The 19180-nt window shown below is 58.2% G+C and carries 17 protein-coding genes; 5 read left to right on the forward strand and 12 right to left on the reverse strand.

What is annotated here, in order from left to right:
* Positions 1-27: 27 nt before the first annotated feature.
* The 3 genes from malM to malK form a co-directional block, all read right to left on the reverse strand.
* Positions 28-969, reverse strand: coding sequence for a maltose operon protein MalM (gene malM, locus S7A_RS19445; protein WP_009093046.1), 942 nt, complete (start codon positions 967-969; stop codon positions 28-30).
* A gap of 104 nt (positions 970-1073) precedes the next feature.
* Complete coding sequence (locus S7A_RS19450; RefSeq protein WP_009093047.1) at positions 1074-2375, reverse strand: maltoporin; 1302 nt, start codon at positions 2373-2375, stop codon at positions 1074-1076.
* Between the two features lie 42 nt (positions 2376-2417).
* Positions 2418-3527, reverse strand: coding sequence for a maltose/maltodextrin ABC transporter ATP-binding protein MalK (gene malK / locus S7A_RS19455; protein WP_009093048.1), 1110 nt, complete (start codon positions 3525-3527; stop codon positions 2418-2420).
* Positions 3528-3889: 362 nt separating this feature from the next.
* On the opposite strand from malK, the gene malE reads away from it, so the two are divergent.
* The 3 genes from malE to malG all read left to right on the forward strand — a co-directional run bounded on the left by malE (position 3890) and on the right by malG (position 7660).
* Positions 3890-5080, forward strand: a complete 1191-nt coding sequence (gene malE, locus S7A_RS19460; protein ID WP_009093050.1) for a maltose/maltodextrin ABC transporter substrate-binding protein MalE — start codon at positions 3890-3892, stop codon at positions 5078-5080.
* Positions 5081-5136: 56 nt separating this feature from the next.
* Positions 5137-6663, forward strand: a complete 1527-nt coding sequence (malF, locus tag S7A_RS19465) for a maltose ABC transporter permease MalF (protein ID WP_009093052.1) — start codon at positions 5137-5139, stop codon at positions 6661-6663.
* Between the two features lie 106 nt (positions 6664-6769).
* Positions 6770-7660 carry a maltose ABC transporter permease MalG gene (malG, locus tag S7A_RS19470; RefSeq protein WP_009093054.1) on the forward strand — a complete coding sequence of 297 codons (891 nt, stop codon included), beginning with the start codon at positions 6770-6772 and terminating at the stop codon, positions 7658-7660.
* Positions 7661-7741: 81 nt separating this feature from the next.
* Here the strand turns inward: malG and S7A_RS19475 are convergent, their stop codons facing one another.
* The 6 genes from S7A_RS19475 to S7A_RS19500 all read right to left on the reverse strand — a co-directional run bounded on the left by S7A_RS19475 (position 7742) and on the right by S7A_RS19500 (position 13069).
* Entirely contained in the window at positions 7742-8350 is a 609-nt protein-coding gene (locus S7A_RS19475) for a TetR/AcrR family transcriptional regulator (protein WP_009093056.1), read from the reverse strand.
* Positions 8347-8943, reverse strand: a complete 597-nt coding sequence (locus tag S7A_RS19480; RefSeq protein WP_009093058.1) for an NAD(P)H-dependent oxidoreductase — start codon at positions 8941-8943, stop codon at positions 8347-8349. Before S7A_RS19480 ends, S7A_RS19475 begins: the two co-directional genes overlap by 4 nt.
* A gap of 844 nt (positions 8944-9787) precedes the next feature.
* Positions 9788-10456: a methionine ABC transporter permease gene (locus S7A_RS19485; RefSeq protein WP_033736777.1), complete on the reverse strand. Its 669-nt coding sequence runs from the start codon at positions 10454-10456 to the stop codon at positions 9788-9790.
* Positions 10444-11232, reverse strand: coding sequence for a methionine ABC transporter ATP-binding protein (locus S7A_RS19490; protein ID WP_009093061.1), 789 nt, complete (start codon positions 11230-11232; stop codon positions 10444-10446). Before S7A_RS19490 ends, S7A_RS19485 begins: the two co-directional genes overlap by 13 nt.
* The gene (locus S7A_RS19495; RefSeq protein WP_033736835.1) at positions 11225-12028 is read right to left on the reverse strand and encodes a MetQ/NlpA family ABC transporter substrate-binding protein; all 804 of its coding nucleotides are present in this window, start codon (positions 12026-12028) and stop codon (positions 11225-11227) included. The genes S7A_RS19490 and S7A_RS19495 overlap by 8 nt, the downstream gene beginning before the upstream one ends.
* A 21-nt stretch (positions 12029-12049) precedes the next feature.
* A complete protein-coding gene (locus S7A_RS19500; protein WP_009093064.1) occupies positions 12050-13069 on the reverse strand; it encodes an isopenicillin N synthase family oxygenase in 1020 nt (339 codons plus the stop codon).
* Between the two features lie 464 nt (positions 13070-13533).
* Here S7A_RS19500 and proP point away from each other — a divergent pair, with 464 nt between their 5' ends.
* Entirely contained in the window at positions 13534-15000 is a 1467-nt protein-coding gene (proP, locus tag S7A_RS19505; protein WP_009093065.1) for a glycine betaine/L-proline transporter ProP, read from the forward strand.
* Positions 15001-15085: 85 nt separating this feature from the next.
* Here proP and S7A_RS19510 read toward each other — a convergent pair whose 3' ends face one another.
* Positions 15086-15676: an ABATE domain-containing protein gene (locus S7A_RS19510; RefSeq protein WP_009093066.1), complete on the reverse strand. Its 591-nt coding sequence runs from the start codon at positions 15674-15676 to the stop codon at positions 15086-15088.
* A 178-nt stretch (positions 15677-15854) separates the two neighbouring features.
* On the opposite strand from S7A_RS19510, the gene S7A_RS19515 reads away from it, so the two are divergent.
* Positions 15855-16721: an alpha/beta fold hydrolase gene (locus S7A_RS19515; RefSeq protein WP_009093067.1), complete on the forward strand. Its 867-nt coding sequence runs from the start codon at positions 15855-15857 to the stop codon at positions 16719-16721.
* Between the two features lie 51 nt (positions 16722-16772).
* Here S7A_RS19515 and S7A_RS19520 read toward each other — a convergent pair whose 3' ends face one another.
* Together S7A_RS19520 and S7A_RS19525 are read right to left on the reverse strand one after the other, a co-directional pair.
* Positions 16773-17321, reverse strand: coding sequence for a YbhB/YbcL family Raf kinase inhibitor-like protein (locus tag S7A_RS19520; RefSeq protein ID WP_009093068.1), 549 nt, complete (start codon positions 17319-17321; stop codon positions 16773-16775).
* A gap of 110 nt (positions 17322-17431) precedes the next feature.
* Complete coding sequence (locus S7A_RS19525) at positions 17432-19072, reverse strand: dihydroxyacetone kinase subunit DhaK (protein ID WP_009093069.1); 1641 nt, start codon at positions 19070-19072, stop codon at positions 17432-17434.
* Between the last annotated feature and the right edge of the window lie 108 nt (positions 19073-19180).

Below are 19180 nucleotides of genomic sequence, written 5' to 3' on the forward strand. Positions count from 1 at the left end.
GACAACATCCCTGGTGTCGGGGCGGTTTCACCCCTTGCCTTTAACACCACGGATAAAGGTTTGCCGGGCGGAGGTGGAACCCAGCCGTTCAGCTTCATCCAGCAGCTTCAGCGCTTTGTCAATATTGCCGCTGTTAATCGCCTGAGTGATCTGCTGATTAAAGTAGCGCTCAGTGTCACTCATGATCGGTTCTGCCGCTGTTTTCGTCGCGGGTAAAGGCGCGGCCGTGGCGGCAGGGGCCGAACGATAAGCAGGCGCAGGCGCGGTGTTACCGACGGTGACCGGGCCGGGACCGGACGATCCAAACAGCGGCCCGACCAGAATGGAGGAGCCGGAACTGGTCTGCATTTTCAGTTTGAGGGTGCCCTCCCGGCTGTGGCTGGCGATGGGATCGGGGATGTCCGGCACAGCGTGTCCGGTGCCCTGCGCGTAGGCTTTAGCCGGATCGAGCAGGGTGGTGGTCTGGGTCAGATCGCTGTCGGTGGTGAACACCAGCAGGTAAATTTTTTGCTGGCCCAGCGCCGGGGTCAGTTTCATCACCCCTTCCAGCCGGTCTGCCGCCATCACGCCTGGCTTCTGGTAGGTAAAGTAGCGGCTCGGGAACCAGGCGGCGGGCCGCAGAGTTTCATCCAGTACCAGCACGTTAGGCGCAAAAACCTGCCCGTTGACCACTTCACTGCTCAGCGTCAGCGTCAGTTCGCCGATATTCGCTGGCAGGCTGTAGGCCGCCACCGGTCCGGCAATGTGCGGCGCGTTGAGCGTCTGCCCGCTGCTGGCGAGTTTTGTCGTCTGGGTCTGTGAGGCGGCCAGCGGCTGCCAGCTCAGATGTTGCAGGGTTTCAGCAGGGACAACCGGGGCGGAGGTGAGATCCTGCGGCACCAGGTTGACGTCCGCCAGGGCGGGCAGGCTCTGTCCGGCCAGTAATGTTGCACTCAGGCAGAGTGCAGTCAGCGTCTTTTTCATTTTCATTATGCGTACCTTATTACAGGTCGCGGCATGCACCAGGCAATGGCACACCGCGACCAGAGAGATTCATCAGGCGTGCAGGCACGCCTGTCAGAAACGGTGCGGGTTTACCACCAGATTTCCATCTGCGCGCCGAAGGTAAATTCATCGTTATTACCGCGGCTGTTGGTCAGGATGCCGTTGCCGGTAGAGTCAGCCGAGGCGAAGGTGGTGAGATCGCCGGCGCTGTCTTTGTTGTAGCCCCACTTCTCATCCCATTTGGCATAGGTCGCAAACAGACGCAGCGCCGGACGTGACCAGATGCTGTCACCCGCCTGCCACTGCTGTGCCAGCGTCACTTTGTACTGACCGTTGCGCTCGCTGGCCTGCTGTGACTTCACATTGTCATAGCCCAGTTCCAGCAACGTACTCATGATCGGCGTCCATTTGTACATCGGACGCACGCCGACGGTATACCACTCGGTGCCGCGGTCGTTATCCAGATCGATGTTCTGATACATGGCGACGTACATCAGGTCCCAGCGTTCTGCCAGCGAGATCGCCCCGTGGTCGAGGATGCGGTACATGTCACCATTGTTATTGAGACTGGTGCCCTGCGGCACCCCTTTGCCCTGCGAGGTCATCGCGTCGGTGGCGTACTGCAGTACAAACTTGTTGTAGCCCTTAAGCATGCTCTGGGTATGTTCGGCGGTGAACATCCAGCCATCTTTTGAGGCGCCATCTTCCAGACGGTAGTCGTCACGGGCATTGGCACGACCATAATCGACCCCCAGCTCCAGCACGCCATCCGGGTTGGTTTCCAGGCCCGCCAGGCGCACATCAAATACGTCATTCGCGGTGCTGGTGGCGAAGTCACGGATACGATCGCTGGAGAAGGTGTAAGAGCCGCCCGCTTCCGAAGAGCGGGTTGCCGCGAAGGAGAGTTTACCGAAGCCGAGATCGACATCTTCCAGACCGGCACCCGGTCCGGAGATATCCCAGTAGTAGAAGTCGATCATATGAACGTCATGACGCTGATAGAAACGCTTACCGGCCCAGAGGGTCGATCCTGGCAGCGCATCGATCAGGTTTTTCCCTTTTACGTTGGCTTCACGGAATGCCGGTGAGGTGGCTTCCCAGTCGTTCTGCTGGGCTACGGAGTAAGCCACGTTGGTGTCGAAATAGAAGCTTTTGTCGCCCTCTTTCCACACTTCCTGACCTAATTTCAGTTCGGCGTAGGTTTCACATTCGTTGCCCAGACGGTATTTACTTTGAGCACCGGTAGCCTGGAAACATTGCTGTTCGCCACCGCTGCCCGTCCAGCCGATGCCGGAACGGGCATAGCCGGTGAAATCGACCGCCATCGTCGGGGCGGAGAGCGTGCCCACCGCGACGGCAACGGCAAGGGGAAGTTTGCGCAGAGTTAACATTTTCTATCTCCTGAGGTCATGGCTTTTATTGTTTTGGCAGGGCTACACACCCGGCTCCTGGTACAGCCTGCGGCACGCGCTCCCGTCCTCGCGGAACAGGTGACAACGCTCGGGCGGCAGGCCAATCGCCAGGATCGCGCCCTCTTTTACCAGCACGACGTCCTCCTGGCGGTAGACCAGGTTCTGACGGATTGCGGGAATCTCGATGTGGATCTGTGTTTCATGCCCCAGCTGTTCCACCACCTGCACTTCTCCTTCAAGGGTGACGTCGGCGATATCGCTGGAGAGCAGATGTTCCGGGCGAATGCCCAGTGACATATTGCTGCCGACCAGTACGCCGGCGCTGTCAACCGGCAGCCAGACCAGCTGCTGATTCGGCAGACGGACCTGAACCTGATCGAGGGCGGTGGCGGTCACTTTGACCGGCAGGAAATTCATTTTGGGTGAGCCGATAAATCCGGCGACAAAGCGGTTGGCGGGATAGTGATAGAGCTCCAGCGGCTTGCCGACCTGCGCGATGCGCCCGGCATCGAGTACCACAATTTTGTCAGCCAGCGTCATCGCTTCAATCTGATCGTGGGTTACGTAAATCATGGTGCGCTTCAGGCGCTTATGCAGACGAGAGATCTCAATGCGCATCTGAACGCGCAGGGCTGCGTCGAGGTTGGACAGCGGTTCATCCAGCAGGAAGACGCGCGGTTCCGCCACCAGCGTGCGGCCGATGGCGACGCGCTGACGCTGCCCCCCTGAGAGAGCTTTTGGCCGGCGATCAAGCAGGTGCGCCAGCTGCAGAATTTCGGCCACCTGATTGACCCGCTGATGGATTTCAGCCTTTTTTACCCCGGCCAGTTTCAGGCCAAAAGACATGTTTTCCGCTACGGACAGGTGCGGATAGAGCGCATAAGACTGAAACACCATGCCGATGCCGCGCTCGGCAGGCGGCACCTCATTCATGCGCCGGTCGCCAATGAGCAGCTCGCCGCTGGTGATGGTTTCCAGTCCGGCAATCATGCGCAGCAGCGTCGATTTGCCACAGCCCGACGGGCCGACGAAAACAACAAATTCCCCTTCACGAATGGTGAGATCGATCTCTTTCGACACCACCGTTTCGCCCCAGGCTTTTGTGACATTGCGTAGCACAACGCTCGCCATGATCCCTTCCCTCTTAGCTGCACATTCGTGTCTGCTCAGCGGCAGACGGGTTCCGGGGCTCACTATGCGAGAGGAAACCGGCGGTCACATCCTCCACCGCAGCGCAATCCACTGGGGGAGGAGACGGGAGGAGGAGAAACCGCGGCGGACGAGTCAGCCAGCGCGCCGCCGCGGTTTTTTGTGATCGTTCACGCAGACCTGCACGATTTTTTGCCGCGCCATCTCCCGCTCCGGACGCTTTTTGCCAGCGCGATCACAGTGATGGGCGGCGGGGCGTAGAGCAGAGGAGGATGAGATGCCGGTGTGGATACGCACAATGATGCCGACAGAGTCTTCACCACTTCCGCTAACAGGATGAATTTATGACGATGAAAACCGGAGCAAGAATTCTGGCCCTCTCGGCCCTCTCTGCCGTGCTCTTTTCGGCCAGCGCGATGGCAAAGATTGAAGAAGGTAAACTGGTCATCTGGATCAACGGAGACAAGGGCTATAACGGTCTTGCTGAAGTGGGTAAGAAATTCGAGCAGGAGACCGGTATCAAAGTCACCGTTGAACATCCTGACAAAATGGAAGAGAAGTATCCGCAGGTAGCGGCGACGGGCGATGGTCCGGACATTATCTTCTGGGCGCACGACCGGTTTGGCGGCTATGCGCAGTCGGGCCTGCTGGCGGAAATCAGCCCGGATGCCAGCTTTCAGCAGAAGATTTTCCCCTTCACCTGGGATGCGGTTCGCTTTGACGGCAAGCTGATTGGCTATCCGATCTCGGTCGAGTCACTCTCGCTGATCTACAACAAAAAGCTGCTGCCCAATCCGCCAAAAACCTGGGAAGAGATGGCCGGTCTCGATAAGCAACTGCGCGCTAAGGGCAAAAGCGCCATTATGTTCAACCTGCAGGAACCCTACTTCACCTGGCCACTGCTGGCCGCTGGCGGAGCCTACGCCTTTAAGCTGACCGACGGGCGCTATGACGTGAAAGATGTCGGCGTGGATAACGCGGGCGCGAAAGCCGGGATGCAGTTCCTGGTCGATCAGGTCAAAGCTAAAACCCTGAATGCGGATACCGATTATTCGATTGCCGAGGCGGCCTTTAACAAAGGAGAAACCGCGATGACGATCAACGGCCCCTGGGCATGGAGCAACATCGACAAGAGCGGGATCGACTATGGCGTGACCACGCTGCCAACGCTGAACGGTAAACCCTCTAAGGCGTTTGTCGGCGTGCTGAGTGCCGGGATCAACGCCGCCAGTCCCAATAAAGAGCTGGCGAAGGAGTTCCTGGAGAACTACCTGCTGACCGACGCCGGCCTGGATGCGGTCAATAAAGATAAGCCGCTGGGCGCGGTGGCGCTGAAATCGTTCCAGCAGACGCTGGAGAAAGATTCCCGTATCGCCGCCACCATGACCAATGCCCGTCAGGGTGACATCATGCCGAATATCCCGCAGATGGCCGCATTCTGGTACGCGATGCGCACCGCCACGCTGAATGCCCTGGGCGGTCGTCAGAGCGTTGACGCCGCACTGAAAGATGCCCAGGCGCGTCTGAAGAAATAATTTTTCCCTGCCGCCGGGGCAACCCGGCCTGAGTGACCGTTAAGGAAAACCGCATCATGTCAGGAAAACCGAAAACGCACAGTCTGCTGTTAAAGGGCGTTCTCATCGGAATGGGCTGTCTGCTGGTCGGCTATCTGCTGGTGCTGATGTACGCGCAGGGCGAATATCTGTTTGCGCTGCTGACGCTGATCCTCAGTGCCACCGGGCTGTGGATTTACGCCAACCGTCGCGCCTATGCGTGGCGTTATGTCTATCCCGGCGTGGCCGGGATGGCGCTGTTTGTCCTGTTCCCCCTCGCCTGCACCGTGGCCATTGCGTTCACCAACTACAGCAGCACCAATCAGCTGACCTTTGAGCGCGCGCAACAGGTACTGCTGAGCCGCACCTTCCAGTCGGGGGACGCCGTCAGTTTCGCACTCTTCCCGGCTGGCGACCGCTGGCAGCTGGTGCTGAACGACGGCAAAGCAGACTTTGTCTCGCCGCCGTTTCAGTTTGGCGCTGAACAGACGCTGAAAATGGCCCCCGCGACGCCACCAGCGGGTGAGCGGGCGACCCTGAGGGTCATCACCACCCATCGCCAGGCGCTGAGCCAGATCCATGCTGAGCTGCCGGATGGCCGTCAGCTGCGGATGAGTTCGCTGCGCCAGTTCTCCGGAACTCAGCCGCTCTACCGGGTGGGCGCGCCGGATGAGCTGATCAATCAGCAGAGTGGCGTGCACTATCGCGCCAATCCGCAGACCGGTTTTTATCAGGCCGTCAACGCCGCGAACAAATGGGACAACGAAACGCTGAGCCCCGGCTTCACCGTGAATACCGGCTGGAAAAACTTCGCGCGGGTCTTTACCGACGAAGGGATTCAGAGACCGTTCCTGGCGATTTTTGGCTGGACGCTCTTCTTCTCGCTGATCACCGTGGTGCTCACCGTCGCCGTCGGCATGGTGCTCGCCTGTCTGGTGCAGTGGGAGGCGCTGCGCGGCAAAGCCGTTTACCGGGTGATGCTGATCCTGCCCTATGCCGTGCCAGCGTTTATCTCAATTCTGATTTTCAAGGGGCTGTTTAACCAGAGCTTCGGTGAGATTAACGTGATGCTCAGCGCGCTGTTTGGTGTGAAACCCGCCTGGTTCAGCGATCCGACGCTGGCGCGTACCATGCTGATCATTGTGAATACCTGGCTGGGCTACCCCTACATGATGATCCTCTGCATGGGGCTGCTGAAGGCGATTCCGGACGATCTCTATGAAGCCTCGGCGATGGATGGCGCAGGCCCATTGCAGAACTTTTTCCTGATCACCCTGCCGCTGCTGCTGAAACCGCTGATGCCGCTGATGATTGCCAGCTTTGCCTTCAACTTTAATAACTTTGTGCTGGTGCAGTTACTGACCAACGGCGGGCCCGATCGTCTCGGTACCACCACGCCAGCCGGGTATACGGATCTGCTGGTGAACTACACCTGGCGTATCGCCTTTGAAGGCGGCGGCGGGCAGGACTTTGGTCTGGCGGCGGCGATTGCCACCCTGATCTTCCTGCTGGTGGGTGCGCTGGCAGTGATCAACCTGAAAGCCTCGCGGATGAAATTCGACTAAGCGTCTGGCCCGACAGGCGCAGACCCGGACCGTGAGGATGATAAGCACGATCCGGGTTCAGACTGACAAATCAAATCGCCTGAGGAACCAGGTTTAAGGAGCTGTTATGGCTATGGTACAACCCAAATCGCAACGGCTGCGTCTGCTGACCACGCATCTGCTGCTGCTGTTATTTATCGCGGCGATTCTCTTTCCGCTGCTGATGGTGGTGGCGATTTCGCTGCGCGCCGGTAATTTCGCCACCGGCAGCCTCATCCCGGAGCAGATCTCATGGGAGCACTGGCGTCTGGCGCTGGGTTTCAGCGTGGAACATGCGGATGGGCGGGTCACACCGCCGCCCTTCCCGGTGCTGCTCTGGTTATGGAACTCGGTTAAGATCGCGGCCATCAGTGCGCTGGGCATCGTGGCGCTCTCCACCACCTGCGCCTATGCGTTTGCCCGCATGCGCTTTACCGGCCGTGCCAGCCTGCTGAAGGGGATGCTGATTTTCCAGATGTTCCCGGCGGTTCTGTCGCTGGTGGCGCTCTATGCGCTGTTTGATCGTCTCGGCCAGTATCTTCCGTTCATCGGGCTGAATACCCACGGCGGCGTGATCTTCGCCTATCTTGGCGGCATTGCGCTGCATGTCTGGACGATAAAAGGCTATTTTGAAACCATCGACGGTTCGCTGGAAGAGGCGGCGGCGCTGGATGGTGCCACCCCGTGGCAGGCGTTCCGGCTGGTGCTGCTGCCGCTGTCGGTGCCGATTCTGGCGGTGGTGTTTATTCTTGCCTTTATCGCGGCGGTGACAGAGGTGCCGGTCGCCTCGCTGCTGCTGCGCGATGTTAACAGCTACACCCTTGCGGTCGGGATGCAGCAGTATCTCAATCCGCAGAACTATCTGTGGGGCGACTTTGCCGCCGCCGCAGTGCTCTCTGCGATTCCGATTACCCTGGTCTTCCTGCTGGCCCAGCGCTGGCTGGTCAGCGGCTTAACCGCGGGCGGGGTGAAAGGCTAAACGATCATCATTGTACGTTGCCACTGCTTACACAACCTCTGTTGTGGTTGAAGGATTCGGCGGCCTGCGGGCCGCCTTTTTTTACGCTTCCTCTGCCGGACGGCTGCCTGCCACCAGCGCCACGACAAGCGCGGTTATCGCCTGCTCCCCTGCCTGTTTATCGATATCGCCCCGTGCCACCGCGCCTGCGATAGCATCCGCACCCCCCAGCAAGCCCCACATGCCTGCTTCGGCCATTCCGCTGCTGCCCGTAAACGGAGCAAACCAGCGCTGACAGCGGGCGATAAAGTCGAGCTGATAGTGACGTTTTACCGCAGCGAGTTCAGGCGTGGTGCTGAGCGCGGAAAGCAGTTCAGGAATTTCACGTCCTTCCGTCATCACACAATCCACGTAACAGGCTGCGAGCACGGCCGCTTTTTGCTGCATCTGCATCGGCGCAGCCTCCATGGCCGCTTCCATCCGATCGGTCTGGCGGCGATCGAAATCGTCATACAATGCCGCCAGCAGACCATGACGGGTCGTGAAGTGATCGTAAACGACGGGCTTACTGACGCCCGCTGCCTCACCCACCCGGGCCAGCGTCAGCGCCTCGCTGCCCTCGGCCTGCATGATCTGCCAGGCGACTTCTGACAGCTGTCGGCGACGGGCCTCGCGTGACAGACGTTTAGGGGCAGACTTTTTCGCGGTCATGCGGTTTCCTCACGGGCAAAAATCCGTTGCCCCCATTGCTGCGCCCGCTGATAGTGTGACTCAGGAAACCCCTCGTCGCCGGTCAGTAGCAGCTCGCTGGTAACCACCGGCGCGCCACAATAATCAAAGATGCCGTGATCGATCAGATTCCGCATGCTGCCGAAATAGCCGCGGCGCATGAAAGTTCGCGTATCGGCTGCACCCAGCGCGATCAGATGCACGGGAAGATGTCCGAGGCGCTTCACTATCCGGTCATCCTGCTCATCAAAGGCCCAGCCTGCAATAAAGACCCGGTCGATCCAGCCCTTGAGCTGTGCCGGAAATGACCACCAGTAAATCGGGTAGACCAGCACCAGCGCATCAGCGCGATCCAGCCGCTGCTGCTCGGCCAGCACATCCGGCGGAGTTGCAGCCTCACCATTGAAACGCTGGTGATCGCTGAGCGTAAAACGCGGGTCGAACCCCTCAGCGGCGAGATCGGCCTGTTCAACCGTGTGGTGGCCTGAGGCCAGAACCCCCTGCGCAAGCTGGTCCGCAATGCGGTGGGTGTGAGCATCATGATTGGGATGGGCAGTTACTATGAGTGCATGCATCGTCGTCACCTTACCTGATTAGCCATTAAGCTACTAAAGGTAGGTTACGGTTAGTAGGTTAGCAAGTGGCAACGTATGCAGAGATTCTGCTGACCGCATTTACTGTTCAGGTGAAGCTGTCGCCAGCAGGGATGTTTCAGGGACGGTTAAACGTAAAAGGGAGAAGCGCCAGGCGGTCGGTTGATTAAAAAATTGTGTAAATCAATCGCATCATCAGTTCAGGCTCCCTGAATAAGAGTCAGAAACATACAAAGGCAGGCGCTATAACTGAAACAGGATAACTAGCTTCTCTTATATTTAACGTTGATGATCAGAAAGATAACCGTGTTCAAACAGATTGAGAATAAAAAACTCACTAAACAATAAAAATAAAACGAATCAGACAGGGTATATCTCTGTGTCAGATATACACTGGTTAGTGGATACAGGAAACAGACCAGCAGAGTGACAGGCAGTGAAATCAATAGCTTCCTGTAATTTGTAACAGGTTTTGATTTATTTAGTAGCTGAATGCAAAATGCAAAAACAGAAAGAAAAACAGGTCCGAAAGCAAATTCACCCAACGTCATTACGTAACTCCCTCTCCTTAGCCAGGGAAAATTATTCCCTTATCCTTATTTAGCGACACGCCATCGTGACGCTGATAACAGATAACGTCATTATGAATTAATATGATTTTGCTGGTCACTCTGCACTATATCCCCAGACATCTTTTTTATTCTTAAAAGAAACGCCGGATTATATATGTGTTAATGATGACGGAAACAGAGGCGGGGATTAACGCTTTCTGCGGCGAGATTGGCCTGTTCAGCCGTATGGCGGCCTGACGCCATACGGTCAGCCGTTAACGACGATAAGCCAGCGAGCGCACCAGCCAGTCGCCCAGTTTCTGAATCAGCATTACCAGCGCCAGCAGCACGACAATGGTCGCTGCCATGATCTGATTGTCAAAGCGCTGATAGCCGTAGCGAATCGCCAGATCCCCCAGTCCGCCGCCGCCGACCACGCCGGCCATCGCCGAGAAGCCGATCAGCATCACAATCGTCAGGGTGATCCCTGCCACCAGCGCAGGCAACGCCTCCGGCAGCAGCACGCGGCTGACAATATGCCACAGATTGCCCCCCATCGACACCACCGCCTCAATGCGGCCGCGATCGACTTCATCCAGCGCGTTCTCCACGATGCGCGCAAAGAAGGGAAACGCCCCCAGGGTAATCGGTACGATCGCAGCGGTACTGCCCAGCGTGGTGCCAACCAGCAGGCGGGTAAAGGGGATAAGCGCGATCAGGAGCACGACAAACGGCAGCGCGCGTCCGGTATTCACCAGCGTATTCAGCAGGAGAGAGATGGCGCGATTGGGCAGAATACCCTGTGGACGGGTCAGAAACAGCAGGACACCCACCGGCAATCCGATAGCGACGGTAAAAAGCGCTGCCAGCAGCACCATATAGAGCGTTTCGCCCGTGGCATTCAGCAGCAGTTCCTGAAAACGATCGCGGGTCATGCTACGCATCGGGTAAGAGCCTCCCGCTGATATTTTTCGATAAACGCCCTGTCCGCCTCGCCATCCTTCAGCAGCATCGTGCGGAGACGACCCTCTTCGCGTCCCATGATCTGGCTGAGGGTGCCGCTTTCCACCAGCTGCCCCTTCTCCAGCAGCGCGGCACCGTCACAGATACGTTTCACTACCGCCATCTCATGCGTGATCAGGACGATGGTGATATTCAGCTGCTGCTGAATATCTGCCAGCAGATCAAGAATGGAGAGGGTGGTTTCCGGGTCCAGTGCGCTGGTCGCCTCATCGCACAGCAGATAGCGGGGACGGGCCGCCAGCGCGCGGGCGATGCCGACACGCTGTTTCTGTCCCCCGGAGAGCTGTGAGGGCCAGGCCGTTGCAAAGGCTGTCAGTCCCACCAGATCCAGCAGCGAAGTCACGCGGGCGTGGCGTTCGGCCCTGGGTATCCCGGCAATCTCCAGCGCCAGGTCAATATTGTCCCGCACGTTGCGGGAATGAAGCAGATTAAAGTGCTGAAAGATCATCCCCATCTGCTGCCGTTGCTGCCGGAGCTGCGCCAGACTCAGCCGGGAGATATCTTCCCCATCGATCTCAATCAGGCCGCTGGAGGGGCTCTCCAGCCGGTTCAGGCAGCGCAGCAGCGTGCTTTTCCCCGCCCCGCTTCGCCCCAGTATGCCGAAGATCGACCCTTCACTGATGGTGAGAGAGATATCGTCTAACGCTGGCGCGGGTGCGCCAGCATACTGTTTGCTGAGGTGACGGATATTAATCATGCTGATTATCCGCGACCGGAATCACGGAGCCCTGGTAGTTTTTCCGGATAAACGCGGCCACCTGCGGCGAACGCAGATCCTTTGCCAGCTGCACGACGCGGGGATCTTTTTCCAGTGCCGGGGTGGTGACCAGCAGGTTGGCATACGGGTTATGCGCAGCGGACTCCAGACCCAGCGCATCTTTGGCCGGATTCAGCCCCGCTTCCAGCGCATAGTTGCCGTTGATGATCGCGGCATCAACATCATCCAGCGAGCGAGGCAACTGAGGCGATTCAATCTCGATAATTTTGATTTTCTTCGGGTTTTCGCTGATATCTTTCGGCGTCACCAGCGTGGAGCCCGCTTCACCCTGCGCCCGGAGTTTAATGACCCCTTTATCCTGCAGCAGCCACAGCGCACGGCTCAGGTTGGTGGTGTTGTTGGGTACCGCAATGCTGGCACCCTCTGGCAACGCCGCCAGCGACTTCACTTTGCGCGAGTAGATCCCCAGTGGCTCAATGTGCACGCTGGCGACAACGGCAAAGGTCTTACCCAGCGCCTTTTCCTGATCTTTCAGGTAGGGCAGATGCTGGAAGTAGTTCGCATCCACATCCCCGGAGGCGAGCAGTTCATTGGCGTTTACCCCACCGCTCAGCTCCACGATCCTGATGTCGAGTTTGGGATCCAGCGTCTTAACGTACTCCAGAATTTCGGCATGCGGCACCGGATCCGCAGCCACGCGCAGCGGCGCAGCCTGCAGACTTTGAGCAATCAGCAGTGAAAGACCGGCCAGAGCCAGAACGCGCTTTTTAATCATCATCATTTATCTCTTATGGTTTTAGTGGGAGGTGTGTTCAGGATAAAAACGCTCTGCAACTTCCGGATGCGAACGCAGCCGGCCTTTGAGGTAATTCCAGCCGACTTCACGCAGCAGCGGGTTGAGCGGATCGCTGCCCGGTCCCTGAGCCAGCCCGGCCAGTTGCGGGGGCAGCGGGTAGATCGGCACAACGGCATCGAGCTGCGCACCGAGGAAAAAGGCGATAGAGAGGCGCTCGCGGCTTTGCGGGGGCGATACCACCCGATGAACGGTGGCGCGCAGATAGCCATTGGTCGCCAGCTCCAGCAGCTCGCCAATGTTCACCACAAACGCGCCCGGTTTGGGTAAGGCGTCGATCCAGTTGTCCGGCGTCACTTCCACCTGAAGACCCGGCTGATCGTCCTGCAGCAGCATCGTCAGGAAGCCGGAATCTTTGTGCGCGCCGACGCCCTGGCGGGATTCGCTCTCGCTACGGCCGGGGTAGCGGATAAGCTTGATATGTTCGTTCGGATAGTCGCCATAGAGATTGTCGAAGGCGTTGCGCGGCAGATGGAGCGCTTCGGCAAAGGCGCGCAGCAGCTCCAGCGCAACGGCGGTCATCTGCTGCTGCCAGCGGGTGACGACGGTCTGCAGTTCCGGCAGGGCTTCAGGCCACTGATTGGGGCCCTGCATCCGTTGCCAGGTGGGCGAGTCGGCGGTTACGGGCAGCGCTTCGCGTTCAGCACCAATGTCAAACTGCTCGCGAAAATCGGGCTGGCTGCGGGTTATCTCCACGCCGGCCAGGTTATAACCGCGAAAATGAGGCGAATTGGCCATCCTGACGGCGCTTTTGTCCGCCTGTGGCAGGGCAAAAAACTGGCGTGCGACCTGCTGAACCTCATCGGATAACGCGCGGTCGATCCCGTGGTTGATCAGATAGAAGAAACCCACCTCACGCGCCGCCTGGCTGAGTTTCTCGCGTGACTGTTGCTGCTGCTGTTGATCTCCCGATAACAGTGCGAAATCAATAACCGGTAATTCTGCTGATGTTAACGCGCCCATGTTTAACACTCTGTTGGTCTGGAATAGCAGTACACTGCCACTGCATTTATGCGTTAACTACCAACTAATCCTGCTATGGATATGCGGCGAACGGAAATATCGCGCTGCACCCCAGTCAAATGATCCGCAGATTACTCTGGTTGCCGGATGAGACATTCTGGCGCGCGTCAGGCCTGGCGACGCCTGCTGGCCGGAATCATCCTGCGCTGGATGTTACGAAATGTTTATGGCCGTAAGCAGAGATGAATAAGATTACTATGCTGACTTTGTCAGTAAAAGTAGTTATTTAAGCTGAAAACTTGCAATACCTTACAATTGTGGTCTAAGGTTTGCCCCTGCGGTTAATTGCCGCTTCACTTAAAACTTATTCGGCTTCTTATAGCTTTCATTTCCACGGTTTCTTCTGACCCTTATTTTCGGCTGCGAAAGCTATAAGACTCCTTCATTCAGCAGTTGAGGAGTTTATGGACACCAGAAACAGATCGTCTGACCACGCAAAGAAACATTTCTGGAACAGGAAGCAAAAAGAGCTGACTGTTGATGACATTACCGTGATCGATAACGACATGCTGAAGCGTGCCGTTGGCGCAGCCGCGTTAGGTAATGCGATGGAATGGTTCGACTTCGGCGTTTACAGCTACCTCGCCGTTATCATCGGCAAGGTCTTCTTCCCGGACGCCAACAACGCCGTGCAGCTGATCGCCACCTTCGGTACGTTCGCAGCGGCCTTCCTGGTCCGTCCGATTGGCGGCCTGGTGTTTGGCCCGCTGGGTGACCGCATCGGCCGACAGAAAGTGCTGGCGATGACGATGATCATGATGTCGATCGGCACATTCTGTATCGGCCTGATCCCGGCCTATTCCTCCATTGGCATCATGGCACCGATCCTGCTGCTGGTGGCGCGTCTGATCCAGGGCTTTTCGACCGGCGGCGAGTATGGCGGCGCAGCGACCTTTATTGCGGAGTACTCCACCGATAAACGCCGTGGCTTCATGGGCAGCTTCCTGGAGTTCGGCACCATTGGTGGTTACCTGCTGGGTGCCAGTCTGGTGACGGTGATGACCACCCTGATGTCAAACGAGGCGATGATGTCCTGGGGCTGGCGCGTGCCCTTCTTTATCGCCGCGCCGCTGGGTCTGTTTGGTCTCTATGTGCGACTGAAGCTGGAAGAGACTCCGGCCTTCCAGCAGCACATGGAAAAACAGGAGGCGCTGGAGCAGAGCAAACCGCGCCTGACCCTGATGCAGATGCTGAGCAAATACCGTGCGCCGATGCTGAAATGTATCGGTCTGGTGCTGCTGTTTAACGTCTCCAACTACATGCTGACCTCTTATATGCCAAGTTATCTGACCGGCGTACTGGGTCTGCCTGAACTGAGTGGCCTGCTGCTGGTGATGGTGGCAATGTTTGTGATGATGCCGCTGACGCTGCTGTGGGGCCGCTGGACGGACCGCATCGGGCGTCGGCCGGTGATTGGCTTTGGTGCGGTGGGTCTGATCCTGCTCGCGATTCCGAGCTTTATGCTGATTGGTTCCGGTAACATGTGGGCTGTATTCGGCGGCCTGCTGATTCTGGGCGTGCTGCACACCTGCTTCAGCGGCACCATGCCTTCTACGCTGCCTGCGCTGTTTACGACCGATATCCGTTACAGTGCGCTGGCCATTGGCTTTAACCTGTCGGTCTCCCTGTTTGGCGGAACCACCCCGCTGATCACGGCGTGGCTGGTCGATACCAGTAAAAACACCATGATGCCGGCCTACTACATGATGGGTGCGGGTATCATCGGTCTGCTGACTATTCTGACCGTCCGTGAAACCGCCCGGCAGCCGCTGACCGGTTCATCGCCAGCGGTGGCGACCAAAGCGGAAGCGCATCGCCTGATTGATAAGCTGCGCAAGCGCTCAAAACCTTCAGCGCCCGCCGCGCATTAAGCCTGAAAACACCCTGCTCTGCAGGGTGTTTTTTTATCTGACGCCTCTTCCTCTTTTTCCGGCATCACCTCAGCGCCCGGAGTCGTCATCCCTCTGACTTCACGCCCTGCCGGAAACGCGCCACTTTCGCCCGATTACCGCACAGCGCCATGCTGCACCAGCGACGGCGATGCGCTTTGGTACGATCGTAAAACCACAGGTTACAGGCGGGATGTTCACAAGCGCGTACCCGGCTGAAATCCGCCTGGGCCAGCAGGCTGGCAGCCTGTTCTGCAACCCGCCCCAGTCGCTGCATTGCGCTCTGAGCAGGATAAATCCGGCGGATCTGCAACGTCCCCTGCTCTGTGACGAGCTGCATATGGCTGATCGCCTCGCCCAGCCAGGCATTCAGCACCCGCACATCTATCGCTTCACCCGCCTTCTGTTGCTGCACCATGTCGCGAATGTTGTCCCGCAGCTGACGGGCAGCCTGCAACAGCGTGCCAGCTTCAGAGTGCGCTGCCGGGTTGTCTGTAGCCAGTCCGGCCTGCTGAAGCCATGCGTCAACATCCTCATCGGTTTGCCAGAAATCGTGCGGCTGACCGTCCACGATGGCGACGGTATTAATGAAGTCCAGCGCCGGATGATCGGCCAGAAACCACGGCCCCTGCGCGGTGGATGATTGTGTTTCTGCCATGTTAATGCCTCTCCTGGGAGTCTCGCCTGACACCAGTGTCACCGATAAAAGACGCATTATACAGTTACAAACAGACTGTGTAACCACTTAAATCATCATTGACAGGTTACCAAAAGGCAGCATAATCAGCATTAGTAACCCCTAATAAACGAATTTACCAGTTACAGGAGTGTCAGCTATGACCGACCACGCTATTCAACATCGCTATCTGCAGGCCGATGGGGTCAATATCTTCTATCGGGAAGCGGGCGATCCTTCCCACCCGGTACTGTTACTGCTGCATGGCTTTCCCACCTCGTCACATCAGTTTCGTCACCTTATTCCTCTGCTGGCTGACAGGTTTCACCTTATCGCGCCCGATCTGCCCGGCTTTGGCTTTACTGACGTTCCCGCTGAGCGTCACTACAGCTGGACTTTCGACGCACTCGGTCAGACGCTGACCGCTTTCGTGGATGCGCTGGGTCTGAAACGTTATGCCCTGTATGTTTTCGACTATGGTGCCCCTGCCGGTCTGCGTCTGGCCCTCGCCCGGCCTGAGCGTGTCAGCGGACTGATATCGCAAAACGGCAATGCCTATCTGGAGGGACTGGGAGAAGCCTGGGCGCCGGTGCGTGCTTACTGGGACGACCCCAGCGAAGCTAAGGGTCAGGTGGTGCGCGATACCGTCCTGACGCCGGAAGCGATCAAGTGGCAATACACGCATGGCGTCAGCGATCCGCAGTTAATTGCGCCGGAGACGTATACGCTGGACACCCTGCTGATGGAGCGACCCGGTAATAAAGCGATTCAGCAGGCGCTGTTTCTCGATTACGCCAGTAATTTGCAGCGCTACCCGGAATTTCAGGCCTTTTTCCGTCAAAAGCAGCTGCCGACGCTGGTGATCTGGGGGAAACACGATCCCTTCTTTATCCCGCCGGGGGCAGCAGCCTGGCAGCGTGACAATCCGCAGGCGGTGGTTGAGATGCTGGATAGCGGGCATTTCGCGCTGGAGACCCATACTCAGCACATTGCAACGCGTATCCGGGAGATGTTCAGCGGCGACTGACAAAAGGGGCACAGAAGCTATCCGATACCGCCTCTGTGCCTCTCCCTTCCTTTATTCATTACTGAACCGGCCGACCGTACTGGCCGCGCCCAGCGCATGCCCTTTCAGCTGTGCAATCAGTTCCGCCTGGGTTAAACCCGCTTTTAACTGGCCCGGCGGCAAATCGGTGGCGATCAGCACAAAGTTATAGTGGTGCAGACCGCTACCCGCTGGCGGACAGGGGCCATAATAGTGTGTGGTTCCCGGCGTATTCTTTCCGCCGGTATACCCTTTCCCCTCCGTCAGAGCGCCCTGAGCAAACGATGAACGCGTGGGGGCAATATTGTAAGCCACCATATGGGTGACGCCGAGTCCCCTGGCCCCCACCGGATCGGTCATCAGCAGCGCCAGACTGCGGGTGCCCGCCGGAATAGCCGACCAGTTGAGTTCAGGAGAGATATTCTCCCCGGTACAGGAAGGATTACTTTTATTGGCACCGGCAAACTTTTTATCGAGCAGCGCATTGTCGCTGAAGTCCCGGGATTGCAACGTAAATACGGATGCCGCCAGCGTGGTCATGGGCAGAACGGCCAGCGCCGCCGCGCAGAGTAATTTTTTCAACCGTCACTCCTTATCAGATAGCACCTGAGAAAATTGTCCCGCTACATTTTGTCATTGCCTGCTTACTCTGACGGCTGCGCGACAGAGGCCGCACAGCAGCGTCAGCATTTTTACTTCGCCTTTTGCACGGCCGCAAAGACGCGTGCGACCGCGACGGCCCCCGGATCGGGCACGCCATTGAGGTTTGTGCTGTTCAGATAGGAGGAGCGACCCGCTTTTGCAGTTCCCATGGTGGCCGTCGCCTCACTGCCCTGCTGCGCCGCTTCTGCTGCCGCCTCCAGTGACTGGCCCGCCACCAGCGCCTCAATGGCCGGTTGCAGTGCATCGATCAGTGTCCGATCACCCGGCTTTGCCCCGCCATACTCCTTCATCTTCTCCAGCCCCTGCTGCAGGGCGACAGGCAGGGTATCGCCCTCCGCCAGTTGCTGAGCGGCAGCTGTAAAAAAGATCGCCATCAGCACGCCGCTGGAGCCGCCCATCACCGTCGCCAGCCGCTCTCCCGTGACCGCGAGCAGCTCGGGAAGAGCATTCAGTGGCAGCTGATTATCATCACATTCGCGCTGGATCTGACGCGCGCCCGCGGCAAAGGTCGAACCGGTATCACCGTCCCCGACCTGCGCATCCAGCCGGTTCAGCTCACTTTCGCAGGCCATCAGGGTTTCACAGATAGTGTTCACGTAAGCGGCAACCTGGGGGTTTGCAGAGGGCTGGACCGGGTGGGCTGAAGCCGGAGTGGCGGCACTTACCGGTTCCAGTGGGGCGATTTTCACCGGGGTTACCCAGCCGGTGACCTCAACCGGCGCGCAGAGGGCCTCTTCGAAGAGGGGAGTCAGCCTCATGCAGGTCACGGAAAACCCTTTCATGTCCAGTGCGGTCATCAGCGGCGCAGGCCCCATCAGATAGTTACTGCCCCGGCTGAGCGGTGACGCAATCAGGTCCCGCGTCACCAGACTCATCTCCAGCGCGGACATACCGCCCAGATTATTCACCAGCAGCGCGCAGGGTTCCTCATTCTCCGGCATCACCTTCTCCAGCAGCTGCTGAACAATCTGCTGACTGTTCTGGCTCTGCATCACCTCAACACCCGGTTCTCCGTGAATGCCCAGTCCCATTTCGACACTGCCTTCCGGCACCCGCTGGCTGACCGGCTCATCCGGCAGATGGCAGCCGGAGAGTGCCACGCCCATCGACGCGATGGCCTGGCTGGCCGCCTGCGCGGCCGCGGTGACCGCCGCCAGGTCATCACCCCGTTCGGCGACGAAGCCCGCCACCTTGTGCACCAGCAGGGTACCGGCCAACCCGCGCGGCTGAGGATTCTCCGGCAGGGCCACATCATCACCGACAATCACCATGTTGACGCTGTATCCCGCCTTACACGCCTTTTCTGCCGCCAGGCCAAAGTTAAGCCGATCGCCGGTGTAATTTTTTACAATCAGCAGGCATCCGGCTTCCCCGGTAAGATTGACGATGGCGTGATACACCGCGTCTACGCTGGGTGAAGCAAAGAGATCGCCACAAACGGCGGCCGTCAGCATCCCTTTACCGATAAATCCGACATGCGCCGGTTCATGTCCGGCTCCCCCGCCGGAGATCAGCGCCACCTGCTGTTTCTGCCAGTCCCTGCGCATGACAATGCGGATTCGCGGCGCGACCTGTAGCCGCACCAGATTGCGCCACGGGCTGGCGTAAATCATGCCATCTAACGCGCTGTCGACGAGGTCGTCCTTGTTATTCAGTACAAATCGGGTCATCTCTTCATTCCTCATGGGCGTGCGAAGGGGAAGTAAACAAGTGTTGCACATAACCGCCATACGGGGAGAAATCCACTGCGAAACCCGGCGTATCAGCCCGTCTCGTTC

The sequence above is a fragment of the Pantoea sp. Sc1 genome (assembly GCF_000255315.1).
Lineage (GTDB): Bacteria > Pseudomonadota > Gammaproteobacteria > Enterobacterales > Enterobacteriaceae > Pantoea > Pantoea anthophila.